An 18,409-nucleotide genomic window follows, 5' to 3' on the forward strand; every position below is an offset into this window, starting at 1 on the left:
AGCAGGCGAGCATGATCCGTCGTTACATCGCCTGGCGGAACCGTCACGTCACCGACCCCCGACTCCGCAAGGTCATCCGCCGAGCCGAAACCATCAAGAGGGCGAAGGTTGCCTGACTCGGCACTAGCCACTTCTCCGTCAGGGTGGCTGACAGGGCGGTCGCGCCGGACACTCCTCTCATGGCGTCCACGTCACAGACGTCCCGGTTGATCAGCGACGAGTTGTGGAAGTCGTTCGAGACCCTTGTCGCGCCTCGACCGGCGGCACACGGACGGACAGGTCGGCCGCGGATACCCGATCGGCAGGTTCTCGAGGGCATCGCCTTCGTGCTGGCAACTGGCGTCGGGTGGACCCAGGTGCCTCCGGACCTGGGGTGCTCCGGGTGGACGTGCTGGAGGCGACTGCACGAGTGGGAGCGGGCCGGCGTCTTTATCCAGCTCCATCAGCGCGTCGTCGAAACGTTCGGTGAGCAGGGACAGCACGCATGGTCCCGCGCCGGGTTCGACGCTCTGGATCGGCGCAAGGGATCGACGACCCGATCCGGTCACGCCGCCTCGATGGCATCAGATCGGCACAACACCTCGGCGTAGAGCCGCTCGTACCCGTCTGCCATGACCGTGGGCGCGAACCGACGCCGGGCGTCGGCGGCGCAGTCCGCCGGATCGAGGTCGTCGAGGTGGCGCAGGGCGACCGCGAAGGCGTCCTCGTCCTCGGCGAGGAAGCCGGTGATGCCGTCGTCGACGAGGGAGGGCAGGCAGCCCAGGGGGTGCGCGACGACCGGCGTCCCGGCGGCGAGGGCCTCGCAGACCGCCGTCCCGCCGGGCTCCGGCCAGCGGATGGGGAACAGCACGGCGCGGGACCGGCGGAGCAGGTCGTCCTTCTCCGTGCCGGAGACGCTGCCGATCCAGCGCGCGAAGCCGTCGTCGAGCAGGGGCTCGACGTGCTCGCGGAACCAGCGGACGTCGGGGTACCCGGCCACCGGGCTCGACGGGTCGGCCAGCGCCGCGTCGAGGGCGGGGCGGTCGGGCTGCCCGCCCACCGGCCCGGCGAGCACCAGCGGCACCCCCGCCGCGCGGCACGCCCGCAACGCGACGTCGGTACCCTTAACCTCGCAGATCCGCGACAGCATGAGCACCGACTCCAGGCGCTCCTCCGGCGGGGCCGGCGGCTGGTCGGGGATGGGGACGGCGAGCGGGACCGCGCCGAGGGTCTGTCGCCGCAGCAGCTCCGGCCCGCGGGCCACCTGGGAGTCGGAGACGCCGGCGTAGAAGACCCGGCCGCCGCCGTCGAAGGACGCGTAGAAGTCGGCGTTGCGCCGCAGGTCCCAGTGCAGCGTGTGCAACACGGGCGGCGCGCCCGGGCCGAGCGCGGCGAGCACGGCCGGGCCAACCACCTCTAGGTGGGTGTGCACGAGATCGAACGGGGTGCCGGCCGCCGCCTGTCGAGCGATCTCCCGGGCCATGGCCTGCGCGTGGGTGTGGGCGATGCCGGTGACCTCGGGGTAGGGCGCTGCCAGCCGGGCGAACTGCCCGGTCGGAAAGGGCGCAACGCGACCGTCGCAGGGCAGCTCGCTGTCGCCGACGGTGCCGAGGACGACGGTGTGGCCGCGGCGGCGCAGCTGTGTGGTGAGCGTAGCGACGACGTTCTCCAGCCCGCCGTACCCCCGCGGCGGCACCGGCAGCCAGGGGCCGGCGTCCATCAGGACCTTCATCGGTCGCTGCCCTGGACGCCGGCTCCGCGGCACCCGGGCACCGTACGCATCGGCGGTCGCTCGCGGACACCGACCTCCCAGGTGATCGCCTCCACCGCCGTCCCGGCGCGGACGTACTGGATCAGCCGGTCCTCGGGCACCCCGATGCCGGAACAGCGGGCGAGTGCCGTCTGCAGCACTTGCCCGGCCATCCGGCCCAGCGCGGCGTCGCTCTGGTGCGAGTGTCGGCGGGTGCCGAGGTCGACCTGAGCGAGGGCGTCGATGCCGGCGAGTTCGGCGAGGTCGATCAGCAGGCCGAGCTCGACGCCGTAGTGGGACACGAACGGCACCTGCTCGAGCAGTTCCCGGCGGCCGGCGTACTCGCCCGACAGCGGCTGCACGAACCCGGACAGGTGCGGCCACAGCGCGTTCAGGAGCGGGCGCGCGGTCAGCTCGGTCACGCGGCCCCCACCGGTGGGCACCAGCCCCTCGTGCGTCTGCATCGGCCGGTCGTAGAGGCCCTTGACGTAGCCGATCTCCGGATCGGTGAGCAGCGGCCCGAGCAGCCCCACCACGAATGTGGGGTCGAAGGCAACGAGGTCAGAATCGACGAAGACCAGGAGGTCACCGGAGGTCACATACAGCGACTTCCACAGCGCCTCGCCCTTGCCCGGCACATGCCCGAGCTCGGGCAAGACATCGTCCACGTGCACGACCCGGGCTCCTGCTGCGGCAGCGACGGCCGCGGTGCGGTCGGTAGAGCCGCTGTCCACCACGACCACCTCGTCGACGAGCCGAACCGCGTCGACCAGTTCTCGCCGCAGCGCGGCGACGATCGCGCCGACCGTCGGCTCCTCGTCGAGTGCCGGCAGGACCACGCTGACCGTGATGTCCTGTCGGCGCTTGTGCTCGAGCAGCAGGAAGGGGTCATAGTCCAGCGCACGGAAGGTGCGGCGGTACAGCCAGCGGGCGACGTCGCTACGCATCTCGGCCCTCTCGCTCGGGTGCATTGGTCTCGGCCCCGTCGACGCCGCATACCCGTCTCCGCCGTCAATCACCCTGACACGCGGCGGAACCTGTCCTGACAAGGCACGATGCCGCCATGGGCATCCGGGTGGGACTGGTCGGCGCGGGCGGGGTGGGCGCGCGGCACGCTCGCGTGCTGTCGGGCTTCGCGGACGTCGAGCTGGCCGGGATCTGGGACGCCGCATCCGGCGCAGCGGACGTCCTGGCGGCCGAGGTCGGCACCAGCGGGGCGCGGGACCTGAACGCCCTGCTCGGCCGCCGGCTGGACGCGGTGTGGGTCTGCGTGCCGCCCTTCGCCCACGGCGACCTGGAGCTGACGCTGGTCCGCGCCGGGCTGCCCTTCTTTGTCGAGAAGCCGCTGGCCGCGGACCTGCCGGTCGCCGAACGGGTCGCCGCCGCGGTCGCCGAAGCCGGGCTGCCCACGGCGACCGGCTACCACTGGAGACACCTGGACACCGTCGCCCGCGCCCGGACCGCACTGGCCGGCCGCACCGTGCGGCTGGTCGACGCGCGCTGGTGGGGCACGACCCCGCCGCCGACCTGGTGGAGCCGCGCGGACCGCTCCGGTGGCCAGGTCGTCGAGCAGGCCACGCACGTGCTCGACCTGCTGCGCGTGCTAGCCGGCGAGGTCGACGAGGTCGTCGGGGGCGCGGCGCCGTCCACCCGGGAGGGCCGGGACGTGCCCGATGCGACGGCCGCGGTGCTGCGGCTGGAGTCCGGCGCGGTCGGCACGGTGAGTACATCGTGTGTGCTGCCGGCCCCGACCGCGGCCGGACTGGAGGTGGTCACCGACGGGACGTCGGTGCACCTCACCGAGACCGCGCTGCGCGTGCGCACGCGCGACGGCGACGAGGACTCCGCGCCCACCATGGCCCCGCGCACCGCCGTCGACCGGGCCTTCATCGACCTGCTCTCCGGGCAACCCACGCCGCCGGGGCTGGTCGACGTCGCCGAGGCCCTGGCCACCCATCGCCTCGGATGGGCGGTCGCCGAGGCCACCCTCACCGGGACGACGGTGCGGGTGCCACGGTGAGCACCATCCGCACGCTCGTCGTCCCCCGGGCCGGAATGCTGGAGGTGGAGGAGACCCCCGAGCCGCCACTGGACGAGGGCCGCTTCCGCGCCGAGACCCTGTACAGCGGTCTGTCGGCCGGAACCGAGTTGACCTGGTACCGCGGCACCAGCCCCTATCTGACCAGCAGCTGGGACGCCGAGCTCGGCCTGTTCGACCCGGCGCGGTCGGCGCAGTCGTTCCCGGTGCGGCGGCTGGGCTACATGGAGGTCGCCCGGGTAACCGACAGTCGGACACCGGCGGTGGCCGAGGGTGCGGTCGTGGCGATGGCATACGGCCACGCCTCCGTCGTGCACGCGGACCCGGTCACTCAGCACGTGGTGCCGCTGCCTGCCGACCTCGACCCGCAGCTGGGCGTGTACGTCGCGCACCTCGGGCCGATCTGCGCCAATGGGGTGCTGCACGCAGCCGCCGACGCCGGCGGCACCGAGCTACACGACGGCGTGGCCGGCCGGCTGGTCGCCGTGGTCGGCGGCGGCGCGATCGGTCTGCTGGTCGGCCTGCTGGCCCGGGTGCACGGCGCCGCGGAGGTCGTCGTCATCGACCCCACCCCCCAGCGGCGGGCCGCCGCCGAGGGCCTCGGGCTGGCCGCCGTCGACGACACCCCTGACCTCGCCCGGCACCTCAAGACGCGGTGGCGGCACGGCCCCGCCGACCACGGCGCCGACGTGGTGTTCCAATGCCGCGGGCAGGCCGCCGCGCTCGCCACCGCACTGCGCCTGGCCCGCCCGCAGGCCAGTGTCATCGACCTCGCCTTCTACACCGGCGGCGCGCCGGACCTCGCGCTCGGCGAAGAGTTCCACCACAACGGGTTGTCGATGCGCTGCGCCCAGATCGGCCGGGTCCCCCGGGGCCTGGCCCACCGCTGGGACCGGGCCCGGCTCTCCCGGGAGACCCTGGACCTGCTGGCGACCGCCGGAGACCTCGTCCGGGCGCACCTGCTCACCGACGTCGTCGCCTTCGACGACGCGCCGGCGCTGTTCGCCGACCTCAGCGCCCGCCGACGGCACGTCCTCTCCGCGATACTGCGCTACACGGCGGCCTGAGCGGCCCGCAGCTCACAGGTAGGCCCGGTCGTCCACGCCCCACGGCAGGTCACCCGGGACCAGACGGCGGCCGCTCACGCCTTGCGGGATGATCCGCAACCACCGACCGTGCTCGCCAGGAGCCCAGGGACGCACCTCGACAGCGTGGGTGCGGCGCACCACGTCCTCCCAGTGACGGTCCCCCACCTCCTCCGCCAGGCCGTGAACCAGCACACTCCATCCGCTGCGTGTGGTCCGGTCGATGTCGTCGACCTGGAAGCTGACATTGGCATGTGCGGCCGCCGTCAGGGTGGCACCCGGATGGGTCCGCACGATCAAGGTCTGGCCGTCCATCCCGTAGTTGACCGGAATGATCAGCACCCGATGTCTCAGCGTCACGCCGATCCGACCGACCTCGTGGCTGGCCAGGAGCTGATAACACTCATCGACCGGGATGACGTCCAGCGAACCAGTGGAGCTGTCCATGGTCCCCATCCTGGCGAGGCGATTGGCGCCACGCCCACCGACGCCCACTCACCCGTGGCGTGCGGCCTCGACCAGCCCAAGCGGTCACTTGATGCCCGGCGTCGATGGAGAGGCGGACGGTCGCACCGACATCCATCCCTGCGTCTCGGCACCTGTCCGGTCGCCGTGGGTGGTGGGGAACGATCCCTCCCTCGCCGGTCAGCCTACAAGAGGCTGGGATGTGGTCCGCATCGCCATCCGTGCCACCGTGCGGTCTACACCCGGACGCCGCGTCGTGACCGGGGCCACAGGGGAGCGTGAATTAGCGCCGGCGAGCGTGGGGCAGGCCATTTATCTATGAGGGCGCGCGGGCTTATCTCCGCTGCCAGCGTCGAGTGTCCTCGACCGAGGGGTCACGACGATGGGTCCAGGCGTCCTCGCCAACCGTCCTTGGCGCAAGAACCCGGCCTCCTGCTGAAGGTGGCCGATGAAGTGTCCGGCGTGTGCGGCTGACGAGCTCGCGCCGCGCGCGGGATTGCGGGTGGACCCAACGCGTGCGGCATGCGGCCGAACAGTGGCGGGCCCGGGCTCGCCACGTGCGTTCCTCGGAACTGACAGGGCCACCACCTCGGTCATCGACGTTGCCGGTCACGGGGATCTGCCAGAGCCTTCCATCAAAGCCGGCGCCGGGGGGCTGACGCCCTGACCACCTGTCGGCAAAGGCCGCGGGATGGCTCCAACGTCGAGGACGGTCAGCTGGACCGGCTACCAGAAGCCCATGGGCGCACGAGGTCATCCCAGACCGGGATCGCAGGAGTGTGCACCCTTGTTGGGGGTGCGCCGGTCAAGTCCTCAAGGTGGTCCTGGCTGACGCCGAGAACACGGTATGCACCTGGGAAACGGCTTTCTCGCGCACCGGCTCTCGATCGGGAGCAGCCGGCGGCTGGCGGGCCGCGGCGGGCGGCGGTGGCTGACCAGTCCGGTCGTCGCGACCCCTGCCGTCGTGGGACTGGTGACCGGTATCTTCTTCACCGTCGGCGGACTGCTCGTCTTGATGACCGTGGCGGCCACTGACCGGCAGTTCGATGACCCGGAGGTCCTGGCAGGATTGGCGCTGGTGGCCATCCTCGTTGGGCTGACGGCCATTGGCGCCCGGCGGCTCATCCGCCGCTGGCTTGCGCATCTGATCGTGGCCTTCGGGGCCGCCGTGATCACCATGGGCGCAACTCAGGCGGGCCATTCGACGTCGGCATCCCTCTTGGCCCTTCTTTATGTGCTCATCGCCGTGGACGCGGCGCTCTTCTTCTCCTGGCTGGGGGCCACTCTTCACCTGGTCGGCATACTGGGTGCCTGCACCTGGGTGCTGTGTCGAGACGGTGGACCGGGTCTTGGGGCAGCCGTCCTGGTCTGCGGCACGTCAGTGCTCGTGGCAGGCGTCGTGGCCTGGCTCGTGCGCCGGGCCTCGGATGCCCAGACCGACGCGCTGACCGGCTTGCCGAATCGTCGGGGCGTCGACCGCCTGCTCGAGGACGCGATCGACGCCGCCGAGCGCTCTGGAGCGCCGATGACCTTGGCAATCGCCGACGTCGACCGGTTCAAGGGCGTCAACGACCTGCTCGGGCGTTCCTCCGCTGACCACCTGCTCGCAGCACTGGCCCGCACCTGGCGTGACCGGCTGCCCGCGACGGCGGCCTTGGGCCGGTTGGGCAGCGACGAGTTCGTGATCCTCGCGCCTTCCTCCGCGGCCGACGCTCGCGACCTCCTGGAGGTTCTCCGCGAGGCGGTGCCACCTCCGCTCACCTGCTCGATTGGAGGCGCCCAGCTCGACAACGACGACCCCTCGACGTGGCTGGCCCATGCCGACCAAGCCCTCTACGAGGCCAAGCGTGCCGGTCGCGACCGGGTGAGGATGCACGCAGAGGCATCGTCGGCCCGCGCGGCCGTTCAGCGGGCGCTTGCCCAGGGCGAGCTGGTGGTGCACTACCAACCCGTCGTTGACCTGCACACCGGCGCCTTGCGAAAGGCGGAGGCGCTGCTGCGGTGGCAACAACCTGGCGGCCGCCTGCTGTCACCGGGGGAGTTCCTCCCAATCATCGAGTCGGCGGGCTTGATGGTGGAAGTTGACCGATTCGTGCGCCGGACAGCACTCACCGAGGTAGCGAGGTGGCGCGGTGCGGGAGGACCTCCGGTGGTGACCGTCAACGTCACCGCTCAGGAACTGCTCAGCGCTGACTTTGCGGATGACGTGCTCCCCACCTTGCAGGAACGCGCTCTGCCCGGCAGCGCACTGGTTCTGGAGATCGTCGAGTCCTCACTCAAAGGGGAGATCGCGGTCGGAATCGCCGCGCTCGAGCGGCTGCGGTCCCACGGCGTGCAGGTCGCCGTCGATGATTTCGGCACCGGATACTCGAGCCTCTCGCGGCTGACCCGGCTGCCGCTGGACATTTTGAAGATCGACCGGTCCTTCATAGAAGAACTGCACGGCCATATGTCGGGCGGTCCCGTCATTCAGGCCATCCTGGGCCTGGCAACGGCGCTGGGGCTCCAGGTCGTCGCTGAGGGAGTCGAGGACTGTGTTCAAGATGAGTTCCTGCGCTCTGCCGGCTGCCCAGCCGGGCAAGGCTACCTCTACGGCCGTCCCGTGCCCGGTGATCACCTTCTGGGCGTGACAGCCATTGCTCCCGTCAGAAGTTGAGGCCACCGTCGCTGCTGATGTTCCGCGTTCTCATGCCCACCACCGCGGAGCGGCGCCCTCCGCTGCGTGGGGATGATCTGCCGTAACGCGCGTACTCGCTGCCGGCGCCGCCAGCTCCTGCGTCCTGCTCGACAGCTTCCTCAGCCCACAGGAGCACGGGCCGCCGAGGACGACGTCGACTCAGCCGGCGATGGCCGTGAGGGAATGCTGCCGGACGCCGACCTGCAGGGAGATCGGGTGTCTCAAGGAGCCGCCGGTAGCCCCTTCCCGGTTTGGCGAGACGGCGGGTGCTGCGCGCTGTCCCCTCGGCACGGTGGAGGGTCACACTCCTCCCGGTGGCCAGAGGCTCTCGGCGCCGCACGGGGGCCGGGGACGGATCCTCTCCGACGGGCTGGCTGAACTCATGGCGTCACGGCCATTGCCACGACGGTGCGGACAGGCACCAGTGCCTCGCTTGCTCCGGGGCAATTGCGAGTGGCACAGCGTCCGGGAGGGCTCTCCACTTTGGAATGTCGAGGTGAGGCGCGTCGACGCCCGCGCGGGCTGGAGGGACCCATGCTGTGGAGTCACGCACGCGGTGGCGACCGCCCTTGGGCAAATGTCCCGGTTCGGCTGGCAGGGCACCGATCGCTGAGCCGGTCAGCGAGCGCCCGGGCGCGTCACCGTCGGCAGCTGCCCTGACGGTGCGGGCACCAACTTCCTCCACATGTCGGCGCGGCGGGGTAGATGGGGCTGTTGTGACGTCGCCCCTCCGCCCGGCGTCTCGGCTGAACAGCGACAGGGCTCCTGACGAAGGTGCACTAGAGAGTTGTGCCCGCCGCGTGTTGCGAGTCGTGACCTGTCGAGGAGACGTCGATGCCGTCCAGCCCGTCCGCCGAGTCCCCTGTCGAGCTTCTCGAGTTGCGTGCGGTCATGGAGACCTTGCGCAGCTCGCAAGCGGTGATGGAGTTCAGACTCGACGGCACCGTCCTGGCGGCGAGCCAGGGCTTTCTCGACATCATGGGGTACACCCAGGACGAGGTGCTCGGGCAGCACCACCGGAAGTTCTGCGAGCCCGCGCTAGCTGAGGACGTCGATTACGCCCACTGGTGGCAGCGGTTGGGCGACGGCGTCGCCGAGTCCGGCATCGTGGTGAAGCGGCTGGCGAAGGGTGGCCGGGAGGTGTGGCTGCGGGCCAGCTACATCCCGATCCCCGACGCGACCGGCCGACCGGTCAAGGTGATGGAACTGGCCACCGATATCACCGAGGGAAAGCTGGCCGCCTTGGAGCGCGAGAGCCAGGCGGTTGCCCTCGACCGGTCGCAGGCGGTCATCGAGTTCGCGCTCGACGGCACGATCCTGACCGCCAACCCCAATTTCCTGACCGCGATGGGGTACACGCTGGCCGAGGTCCGGGGCAAACACCACCGGATGTTCTGCGAGCCGGTGCTGGCAGCGAGCGACCAGTACAGCCAGTTCTGGCGGCGGCTGGCCACGGGGCAGTTCGAGGGAGGGGTCTACAAGCGGCTGGCCAAGGGAGGCCGGGAGGTGTGGCTGCAGGCCACGTACAACCCAATCCTCGACGACGCCGGCAACCCGCTGAAGGTCGTCAAGTTGGCCAGCGACATCACCGTCGCCAAGCTGGCTGACGCGGAGTTTCGAGGCAAGGTCGCCGCTATCGACCGGGCGCAAGCGGTGATCGAGTTCGGGCTCGATGGCACCGTGTTGACCGCCAACCAGAACTTCTGCGACACCATGGGTTACGCGCTGCACGAGATCCAGGGCAGGCACCACCGGATGTTCTGCGAGCCGACGGAGGCGGCCGGCTCCGACTACGCCGAATTCTGGGCCCGCCTCGGCGCGGGAGGCTACGAGTCGGGGGAGTTCCGGAGGCTCACCAAGGACGGTCGTGAGGTCTGGCTTCAGGCCACGTACAACCCCATTCTCGACGACGCCGGCAAGCCGCTCAAGATCGTCAAGTTCGCGAGCGACATCACCGACGCGAAGTTCGCCGGCGCCGAGGCGCGCAGCAAGATCGCGGCCATGGATCGGTCCCAGGCGGTGATCGAGTTTGATGTCTCCGGCCGGGTGCTGACCGCAAATGACAACTTCTGCGACACGATGGGCTACGCACTGACGGAAATCCGGGGCAAGCACCACCGACTCTTCTGCGATCCGGCGTACGCCGCGTCCGAGGAGTACGCCCAGCTGTGGGAACGTCTCGGACGGGGCGAGTACGAGGCGGGCGAATTCAAGCGCCGCGATAAGGAGGGGCGGGACGTGTGGCTGCAGGCCACCTACAACCCGATCCTCGACGACTCCGGCAACGTCGTAAAGGTCGTCAAGTTCGCCTCCGACACGACGGCGGCCAAGCGTCAGCACGACGAGTTCATCGGCAAGATCGCTGCGATCGACCGGGCACAGGCGGTGATCGAGTTCGATCTCGACGGCATGGTGCTCGCCGCCAACGCAAACTTCCTCGACGCCCTGGGTTACACGCTGGCCGAGGTCAGGGGCAAGCACCACCGCATCTTCTGCGACCCCGCCTATGCCGCGACCGACGAGTATCGGCAGTTCTGGCAAACGTTGGGGTCCGGGGACTTCCACAGCGGCGAGTACCGGCGGCTGGGCAAGACCGGTAAGGAGATCTGGATCCAGGCCACCTACAACCCGATCTTCGACCAGGAGGGCAAGCCCTTCAAGGTGGTCAAGTACGCCGTCGACGTCACCGCGGCGAAGCTGCGGACGGCCGAGGCGGCGGCGCGGATCGATGCCCTTGACCGGGCGCAGGCTGTCATCGAGTTCGACCTCGAGGGCAACGTCCTGAGCGCCAACGACAACTTCCTGCGCACGATGGGCTATTCGCTGCGGGAGATTCTCGGGCATCACCACAGCGAGTTCTGCGCTGATGACTACATCCGGTCCCCCGAGTACCGCGACTTCTGGATCCGCCTGGGCAAGGGCGAGGTCCTGGCCGGCCGCTTCCACCGCAAGGGCAAGTACGGCCGTGAGGTGCACATCCAGGCCACCTACAACCCGATCTTTGACCTGTCCGGTCGGCCCTTCAAGGTGGTGAAATTCGCCTACGACGTCACCGCGGAGGTCAAGCGCGAAGCGCGGATCGCCGCCGCCTCGCACGCCATGACGGCGTCGGTCAGCGAGCTGGCGGCCTCCATCGAGGACATCGCCCGAAGTTCGCAGACCGCCACGGGGCTGGCTGGCGAGACCCAGGACAACGCCCAGCAAGGCGTCGAGGCCCTACGCGCGTCGCTGGAGGCCATCTCGCTCATCCAGAAGTCGTCGAACTCGATCACCGAGATCGTCCGCGTGATGGGCGAGATCGCGAACCAGACCAACCTCCTGGCGTTCAATGCCTCGATCGAGGCGGCGCGGGCCGGCGAGCACGGTGTCGGCTTCTCCATCGTGGCCGGGGAGGTCCGCAAGCTCGCCGAGCGGTCGTTCGAAGCCTCGCAGCAGATCCGCCGGCTGATCGAGGAGTCCGCTGACCGGGTCGCACAGGGTTCGGAGGTGTCCAAGCGGGCCGAGGCCGCGTTCGAGCGCATCGTGGACAGCGTCACCCGGACCAACGACACCATTCGCAGCATCTCCGCCTCCACCTTGCAGCAGCAGGCTGCTTCGAGCCAGGTCGACCAGCTCATCGCGCAGCTCGCGTCGGCCGAGCGCCCGTGACGGCCAGGGAGGGCTGGCTCTCCGGCTCCGTGGGCGCGCCGGAATCGGCGGTCGAGGCCCCCGGTGAGATCGTGTACGGCCTCCTCCGCATGGCCGAAATGGACGTCGCCCTGCCGCTGTCGGCGCTGCGCGAGGTCGTCCCGTGCCCGCTGGAACTGGCTCGGTTGCCGGCTGCCGCCCTCGGTCTGCTGGGCGCGGTGGAGCTCCGCCGGCTGGTGCTGCCGGTGCTGGACTTGGCGGCCGTCCTGGGTGAGTCGGCACCACGGCGTCCGGACCAGGTCATCGTGGTCGTAGCGTCCGGAGGCCAGGCGCTCGGCCTGCTTGCCGACGAGGTGCGCGGGATCTGCCACGTCCCGTGCGATGCGCTGATCCCGGCCCGGGCCGAGGGAGGGGATCTGCTGTTCTCCGCCGCTTTCCGGCACCCGGAAACCGGGCGGGCTCACAGCGTCCTCGACGCCTCCGCGATCCTGGCTCGCCCCGGGGTCCCAACGGTCACCGACGTCACTCGGGATGCCACCGCCGTCAATGCAGCCGCGCGGGACGAGGTTCAGCGCACCATGACCGTCTTGCGCTGCGGCCCGTACCGCTTCGCCGTGGATGCCGCGCACGTGCATACGACGGTGCCCACCCCCGAGCTGCGGTCCTCGGTCCTGGCCAGTCGCCTCAGCCCTGGCGTGATCGAGTTCTCCGACCGCGAGGTCCCGGTCGTCGATCCGCTCGTCCTTCTCGGCCTCGGCCAGCTCGACCGCACCGACACCGGCGCCGGCCTCGTGCTGGACTGCGGCTCCGGCTTCGTCGTGCTCGCGGTCAGCGAGCTATTGCAGCTGACGCATGTCCTCGACGCCGATGTCTTGCCGGCACCCGCGTTCGCGGTGCCCCGCCCAGATCTACTCACCGGAATGGTCACGCCCGGCGACCTGGGTGACTGCCTGGTTCTGGACGGCGCCGCACTGCTGGCTGATCCCGATCTCGCCGGCTTCGCCTCGGTGAACACCAGCCTGGGCGCGGGTCCGACCGGTCAGGACGCCGTCGTCTCGGTCGCTGCTGCGGCGGCGATCGGCGCACCCGCCTACCTGACCTTCTCCATCGGCGTGGACGTGGCGGTGCCGCTGGACCAGATCGCGGAAATCCTCGCCTGTCCGGCCGCTCTGACCGCTGTGGGCGTGGACGGGGTGAGGGGACTGATGACGCACCGGCGCGCCGTGCTGCCCGTCCTCGACCTGGCGTCGCTGCTCGGCTGCGCCGAGCGGCCGGCCGAGTCCGCCTCGTGCCTGCTGGTCGTAGAGGTGGACGGACAGCCCGTCGCGTTCGCTGTTGACGCGCTGCGTGGCATCGCACCACTGACCTGGACCGACGCAGAGCAGTCGGTGCGTGGACCACACGGCGACCGCGGGACCACCCTGAAATCCGCATCGCTTGTGCGAGTCGGGGAGGAGAAGCGGCTACTCCCCGACCTCGATCTGTGCGCCCTCGCCCGACGGGTCAACGACCGCGCCGTCCGGCCCTCGCGGTCCGCGGACAGTTCCGTGGTGGCGACGCCCGACCTGACGGACCTGACTGCAGCTACCTCATAATTCGAGGGCGCTCGGTGTTTCGAGAAGTCAGCCCACGCGGCATCCGCGGGCCTGCGCCGGAGACCGCGGTAGGAACGAAACGCCCGCTGATCGGAGTCGCTCGAGTGCGATCCCCGCACTCCAGCGACTCCGTACGCACGACGAAGGGCCGGCCCCCGCGGGGACCGGCCCTTCCTCGTGCGGTGCGCTAGTTGGTCTGGCGCGGCTTGGGCTCGGCGCGGGCGTCGAGCTGGATCTCCTTGTGGGCCTCCGGCACGCCCTCCTTGAGCTCCTTGGTCCGCTCCATCTCCGCGTCGAGCTCGATGCCGAACAGCAGCGACACGTTGATCAGCCAGAACCAGATCAGGAAGACGACGACACCGGCGAGCGCGCCGTAGGTCTTGTTGTAGCTGCCGAAGTTGGCCACGTAGAACGCGAACGCGGCCGAGGCCACGACGGCGACCACGATGGCCACGCCGGCACCGGGGCTGACCCACTTGAAGCCGCGCAGCTTCGCGTTGGGCGTCGCGTAGTAGAGGACGGCGATCATCAGCGCGAGGACGACGACCATCAGCGGCCATTTGACGACGTTCCACACCGTCATGGCGGTGTCGCCGAGCCCGATCGCGCTGCCGACGGCCTCGACGACCGGCCCGCTCAGCACGAGCATCGCCACGATCAGCGCGGCGAACAGGACGCCGACCAGGGTGACCAGCAGCTGGAGCGGCTTGAGCTTCCAGATCTTGCGGCCCTCGGGCGTCTCGTAGACGACGTTCGCGGCGCGGGTGAAGGCGCCGACGTAGCCCGAGGCCGACCAGATGGCGGCGGCGAGACCGATGATCAGCCCGAAGCCGGCCGTGCTGGTGTTGCCGGCGATCTGCTGGATGACCGGGTCGAGCGTGTCCCGCGCGTCGGCCGGGACCACCTCGGTCAGCGCGTCGGACAGCTGCCGGGGGTCGGTCAGCAGACCGACGATGGACAGCAGCGCGATGATCGCCGGGAACAGCGCCAGGACGCCGTAGTAGGTCAGCGCGGCGGCCCGGTCGGTGAGCTGGTCCTCGCTGAACTCCTTCACCGTGCGCTTGAGCGTGCCCATCGTGCTGGGCGTCTTGTCCGCGCCCTTCGGGGCGTTGTCGAACCGGGTCGAGTTCACCTTGTCGTCGTGCGGGACGGGATCACCGGTTGCTGCGTCGTCCGTTCTGCTGCGACCCGCTGCCTTCGACGAGCTGTGTGCACCCTTGGTGCGGGACATCGCGCCTCCAGTCGCTGGCTCCGAACGAGTCAAGCGGTCGTTGCCCGTGGGGACCTGCTCTGACACGTGATCCGGCTCCTCCTGCGTTCGGATCCCTGACACATCACCGGTTCACGCTTACCGACCGTCGAAGCTGTTTACGCTGTAAGCGCTGGGGTAGGCCCGCCAGGACTCGCGACGGAGAGTGTGAGCGAGAAGGCCACTCGCACTCGCGTCTGGGGCCCGGTGATCAAGGAGTCCACTGTCAGATTGAGCATGTCCAGGTTCGCCACGACGACGGTCATTCAGCGTCAAATCGTTCGACCGCACCTGGTGAGCGACGTGCACTCGCCTCCGATGAAATAGGGCAAAGCACTGAGGGGCCTATGACCGCAAGCTGACCCCCTTGATGACACACATGTCCCCATCCGACAATCTCCCGACCCCTCGAAGAGACCAGGGAGCCGACTCGACGGGATCCGATGACAAGCCCACGCCCCGACGGCAGTCGGTGGAATGGCCAGGCTCGCGCGGAGGGCGGCAGTTGTCACGGCCAGGAGTGGGTCGCGCTCGACACGGAGCCCCAGACGCTCACCGAGCTACTCTGCCCAGGGGGCCCCGAGCTCTACCGACTCCTGCGGGACCCGAGGACCCACCAGCCCAGCCTCGATGAGGACGGATACTGGGTGTACGTGCCGCTCAACGATCCCCGACCCGGCAGAAGGGTCCTTACGTTCCAGCGGCCATCAAGCCGAGAGGCCTCTCTCGGTCACCACAGGGACGTGAGCGACCACCATGTCAAGGGCAATTGCGGGGACAGCCGAGAAGAGTCCGGATGATCGTCAGAAAACCGCTGTGCCAGCCGCCGCACTGCTAGACATCGCATGGTCGGTAAGGGCTCACTAACCTGCCTCCTATGGCTGCGAGGGCGCACGACGGTCCCCCACTCGCCCTCCTGCTCTTGCTGGCTAGCCGCTGGTTCGATGCACAGTCGCTCGACCGGCTGGAGGAGCGCGGCTGGCCGCGCCTGTCGCCGCCTCAGTCGCTCGTGTTCGCCTACCTGAACGTATCCGGCACGCGACCGGCGGAGCTCGCTCGGCGATTGGGCAGCACGCGGCAGGCGACACATGAGCTGGTCGCCGGCTTGGTGCGACTCGATCTCCTTGAGGTAGCCGCCGATCCCTCCCGACGAAACGGAAAGCTGGTTCGACCTACGTCTCGCGGGCTCGACCTCACTCGTGACGCCTACGGCATCCTGCGTGAGCTCGAGGACTCCGCTTTCGGAGCGCGCCGCTCGCAGACCTTGCGCCGCCTGCTTGCTGACTTCGGATCACGACACCCGCTCGTCCACCCCGCGGTCCGACCCGTCCCGACTGCCCCTCCGTCCTGACGGGCTCCCGCGGCCGAGAACCGCCTCGCCGTCGATGGCGAGCCGCGCTCGCGAGCTGCGAGACCTCCGCAGGAGGCGTCGGCTGGCTGCCCAGGCCGAAGTCCCCGCTCCAGATGTCCCACGTGCTTGCAGCAGCGGGCGTCCCGCCTCCCCGCACGGAGCAAGCAGACGACCACGAGCGACATGCCGAAGCGCGTCAGAAGTCGACCAGAGGGCAGCACATCAACCAAGACGCGGCGCACGCCTGCGCAACTGCCGTCATCCCTCGGCGCCACATGCCAGAACGACAGCTCTTCCTCAACGGCATCCCGCAGCAAACCCGGAGATGTCACAGCCGGCTCGGTCAGGGCCAGAAGACACACAGGGTCGTCGCCGACCCGCGGACAACGGTTCATTGTCTGCCATAAATGTGTCAGGTACCTTGACGCACCGACTCGAGGCACGGAGGTCCTGCCATCGCGCGGCGGCATTTCCGCCGCGCCGCTTGGGGAGGCCAGCCACCCAGGACCGGAGCTCGATCGATAGCAGTGAGGTGCTTCAGGCACCTGCAGACGGGATAAGGCGGACGCGCATGAAGGACTCGGCGAGCTCCCCACGTCGGATTCCGGGCCGACCTATGAGCCAAGAGCTTTCAGACCAGCTGTGCGAGACTGCACTCGACATACTCGCCGCATCCGGCTGGCGTGGCTTCAATGCCGACCGGATCGCCAGGAGGGCCTCCGCGGGTAAAGCAGCGATCTATCGCCGGTGGACCTCGATGGTTGTCCTCGCTGCCGAGGCCGTCGAACGAACGACACTCTTCGCTGAGCCGAAGGACCATGGATCGCTGAGAGCGGACCTGGAGTCTCTGCTCGAGCACTGGGCCCGCCCCTTGACTCGGGACGAGCGGGCGACCGCGGCGCTGACCGGGGTGGCTCAGCACCATCCGGAGATCCGTGATGCCCTGGAGCGTTCGTTCACCAAACCACTCAAGACGGCGATCGACAGCATCGCCCTCCGATACGCCGAACGGGACGGCGCAGCCGTATCGGCGCAGGCAGATCTGCTGCACCACGTCGTCGAAGCGTTAGCGTGGCGTCGGCTCATTTGTGGCTCGGCTAGCGACGACGTTCGACGCCTCGTGGACGAGATTCTGCTGCCTTTGGTGGAGGGCCGGTCGCGCACGGAGGTCACTTCGGAGGACCGGTGACGCGCCGTTTGAACGGCACCTGTCCGCCGACCCTGTCGTCACGATGGCGGGACGGCCCCGGCCGGGCGGAACGGCGTGCAGTCGCCCGGACGTGCTGGCGAGTCCGCTTACCAGCTGCAGGAGAGCGACACCGTCGACCCCGTCGTCATCACCATGGAGCGCGATGCGGTGTCACGGCGCAGGTCGCGCTGGAGCCGGGTGGGGCCGTAAATCAGTTGACAGCCCCAGGGACAGCCCATCGACGTCGCCAGGTCCTCCTCTCAGCTCCTCTCGTAGTCCAACAGTCTTGCCGATGAGCCGTTGAGCGTGAAGCGACGGGCAGCAGACCGCAATGCTGCCGCACGCTGGAAGCCGTCCACTCCGGTGAGCATGAGAGGTTTTCTGCCGAGTGCCAGGTCGGCGTCAGAGGGTGCTGGTCAACTCGCACGCGGGCCGCGGAGAGATGAGAGGCTCGAGTTCCTCCAGAGGGGCGGCTCGACCGAAAAGAAATCCTTGAGCTGTGCGACAGCCAAGGCGGTGCAGGGTCTGCGCGTGCGCCGGTCGCTCAACGCCTTCAGCAATCACGCGTAGGCCTAGCGTCTCGGCCAGCTGGACAATGGCGCCGGCGAGTACGACGGCGTCCGGGTTGGTGTCGAGTGGCTCTACGAAGCTGCGGTCGATCTTGAGGGTGCGGAGGGGGAATCGCTGCAGATAAGCCAGCGAGGAGTAGCCCGTGCCAAAGTCGTCAATGGCCAGATGAATCCCCTGCGCCGCCAGGGCCTGCAGCTGATCTGCGGCGGCCGCGGGATCGCTCATGACGACGGTTTCAGTGATCTCCAGGGTCAGCTGCGCGGGCGACAGGCGGCTGCTGGTCAGGGCGGTGCGCAGGTGCTCCGCGAGGTCCGGATGGCCCAGCTGTCGGGCCGAGAGATTGACGCTCAACGTCAACAGGTCCGCTGCTGGGTGGGCGCGCTGCCAGGCAGCGACTTCCGCGCAGGCGTGTTCCAAGATCTGTCGGCCGATGGTCAAGATGAGATCGGTTTCCTCTGCCAGCGGGATGAACGCCGCAGGCGAAACCAACCCCCGCGCTGGATGCTGCCACCGAGCGAGCGCTTCAAAGCCGGTGACCCGGCCTGTGCCCAAGTCCACGACCGGCTGATACCAGGGTCGAATCTCACCGCGCTCCACTGCCAGCCTGAGCTCCGCCTCCAACTCCATCCGGGCCAGTGCCCGGTGGTGCATGGCGGGCTCGAAGATCGCCGCGCGGCCACCGCCGGCCCGTTTGCCGGCATACATGGCTAGTGCCCCGGCCGTGAACCTTGGCCCTGACGGCCGTTTGCTGAAGCCTGGGCTCGTCTGATCCTGTCTTCCCCGCAGGAGATGCGAGATGGTGCATCGGGTGCAGGTCCGCGAGATCAGCAACGA

12 protein-coding genes and 1 pseudogene are annotated in these 18,409 nt (G+C 69.3%); 8 read left to right on the forward strand and 5 right to left on the reverse strand.

What is annotated here, in order from left to right:
* Positions 1-179 precede the first annotated feature (179 nt).
* Positions 180-521: pseudogene (locus DQ240_RS22595) on the forward strand (transposase); the annotation flags it as partial.
* 23 nt (positions 522-544) lie between these two features.
* Here the strand turns inward: DQ240_RS22595 and DQ240_RS22600 are convergent.
* Together DQ240_RS22600 and DQ240_RS22605 are read right to left on the reverse strand one after the other, a co-directional pair.
* A complete protein-coding gene (locus DQ240_RS22600; RefSeq protein WP_113841968.1) occupies positions 545-1,711 on the reverse strand; it encodes a glycosyltransferase in 1,167 nt (388 codons plus the stop codon).
* Positions 1,708-2,676 carry a glucosyl-3-phosphoglycerate synthase gene (locus tag DQ240_RS22605; protein ID WP_113841977.1) on the reverse strand — a complete coding sequence of 323 codons (969 nt, stop codon included), beginning with the start codon at positions 2,674-2,676 and terminating at the stop codon, positions 1,708-1,710. The genes DQ240_RS22600 and DQ240_RS22605 overlap by 4 nt, the downstream gene beginning before the upstream one ends.
* A gap of 116 nt (positions 2,677-2,792) precedes the next feature.
* On the opposite strand from DQ240_RS22605, the gene DQ240_RS22610 reads away from it, so the two are divergent.
* Both DQ240_RS22610 and DQ240_RS22615 read left to right on the forward strand, forming a co-directional pair.
* Entirely contained in the window at positions 2,793-3,749 is a 957-nt protein-coding gene (locus DQ240_RS22610; RefSeq protein WP_113841969.1) for a Gfo/Idh/MocA family protein, read from the forward strand.
* Positions 3,746-4,834: a zinc-binding alcohol dehydrogenase gene (locus DQ240_RS22615; RefSeq protein WP_233498919.1), complete on the forward strand. Its 1,089-nt coding sequence runs from the start codon at positions 3,746-3,748 to the stop codon at positions 4,832-4,834. Before DQ240_RS22610 ends, DQ240_RS22615 begins: the two co-directional genes overlap by 4 nt.
* A gap of 12 nt (positions 4,835-4,846) precedes the next feature.
* Here the strand turns inward: DQ240_RS22615 and DQ240_RS22620 are convergent, their stop codons facing one another.
* The gene (locus DQ240_RS22620) at positions 4,847-5,299 is read right to left on the reverse strand and encodes a pyridoxamine 5'-phosphate oxidase family protein (protein ID WP_158548858.1); all 453 of its coding nucleotides are present in this window, start codon (positions 5,297-5,299) and stop codon (positions 4,847-4,849) included.
* A gap of 865 nt (positions 5,300-6,164) precedes the next feature.
* Between DQ240_RS22620 and DQ240_RS22625 the strand changes: the two genes are divergently transcribed.
* From DQ240_RS22625 to DQ240_RS22635, 3 genes are all read left to right on the forward strand, one after another.
* Positions 6,165-7,973: a bifunctional diguanylate cyclase/phosphodiesterase gene (locus DQ240_RS22625; RefSeq protein ID WP_113841972.1), complete on the forward strand. Its 1,809-nt coding sequence runs from the start codon at positions 6,165-6,167 to the stop codon at positions 7,971-7,973.
* 855 nt (positions 7,974-8,828) lie between these two features.
* Positions 8,829-11,642 (forward strand): PAS domain-containing methyl-accepting chemotaxis protein, encoded by a 2,814-nt coding sequence (locus DQ240_RS22630; RefSeq protein ID WP_113841973.1) that lies wholly within the window; start codon positions 8,829-8,831, stop codon positions 11,640-11,642.
* Entirely contained in the window at positions 11,639-13,216 is a 1,578-nt protein-coding gene (locus tag DQ240_RS22635) for a chemotaxis protein CheW (protein WP_233498920.1), read from the forward strand. The genes DQ240_RS22630 and DQ240_RS22635 overlap by 4 nt, the downstream gene beginning before the upstream one ends.
* 187 nt (positions 13,217-13,403) lie before the next feature.
* Here the strand turns inward: DQ240_RS22635 and DQ240_RS22640 are convergent, their stop codons facing one another.
* Entirely contained in the window at positions 13,404-14,348 is a 945-nt protein-coding gene (locus DQ240_RS22640; RefSeq protein WP_233498921.1) for a YihY/virulence factor BrkB family protein, read from the reverse strand.
* Positions 14,349-15,342: 994 nt separating this feature from the next.
* Here DQ240_RS22640 and DQ240_RS24585 point away from each other — a divergent pair.
* Both DQ240_RS24585 and DQ240_RS23480 read left to right on the forward strand, forming a co-directional pair.
* Positions 15,343-15,816, forward strand: coding sequence for a MarR family winged helix-turn-helix transcriptional regulator (locus tag DQ240_RS24585; protein WP_369832031.1), 474 nt, complete (start codon positions 15,343-15,345; stop codon positions 15,814-15,816).
* A gap of 571 nt (positions 15,817-16,387) precedes the next feature.
* Positions 16,388-17,005, forward strand: coding sequence for a TetR/AcrR family transcriptional regulator (locus DQ240_RS23480; RefSeq protein ID WP_158548860.1), 618 nt, complete (start codon positions 16,388-16,390; stop codon positions 17,003-17,005).
* A 402-nt stretch (positions 17,006-17,407) separates the two neighbouring features.
* Here DQ240_RS23480 and DQ240_RS22650 read toward each other — a convergent pair.
* Positions 17,408-18,409 (reverse strand): bifunctional diguanylate cyclase/phosphodiesterase (locus DQ240_RS22650; protein WP_233498922.1); only part of this gene is annotated, 1,002 nt, incomplete at its 5' end.

It is taken from the genome of Blastococcus sp. TF02A-26 (genome assembly GCF_003319125.1).
Taxonomy (GTDB): Bacteria; Actinomycetota; Actinomycetes; order Mycobacteriales; family Geodermatophilaceae; genus Trujillonella.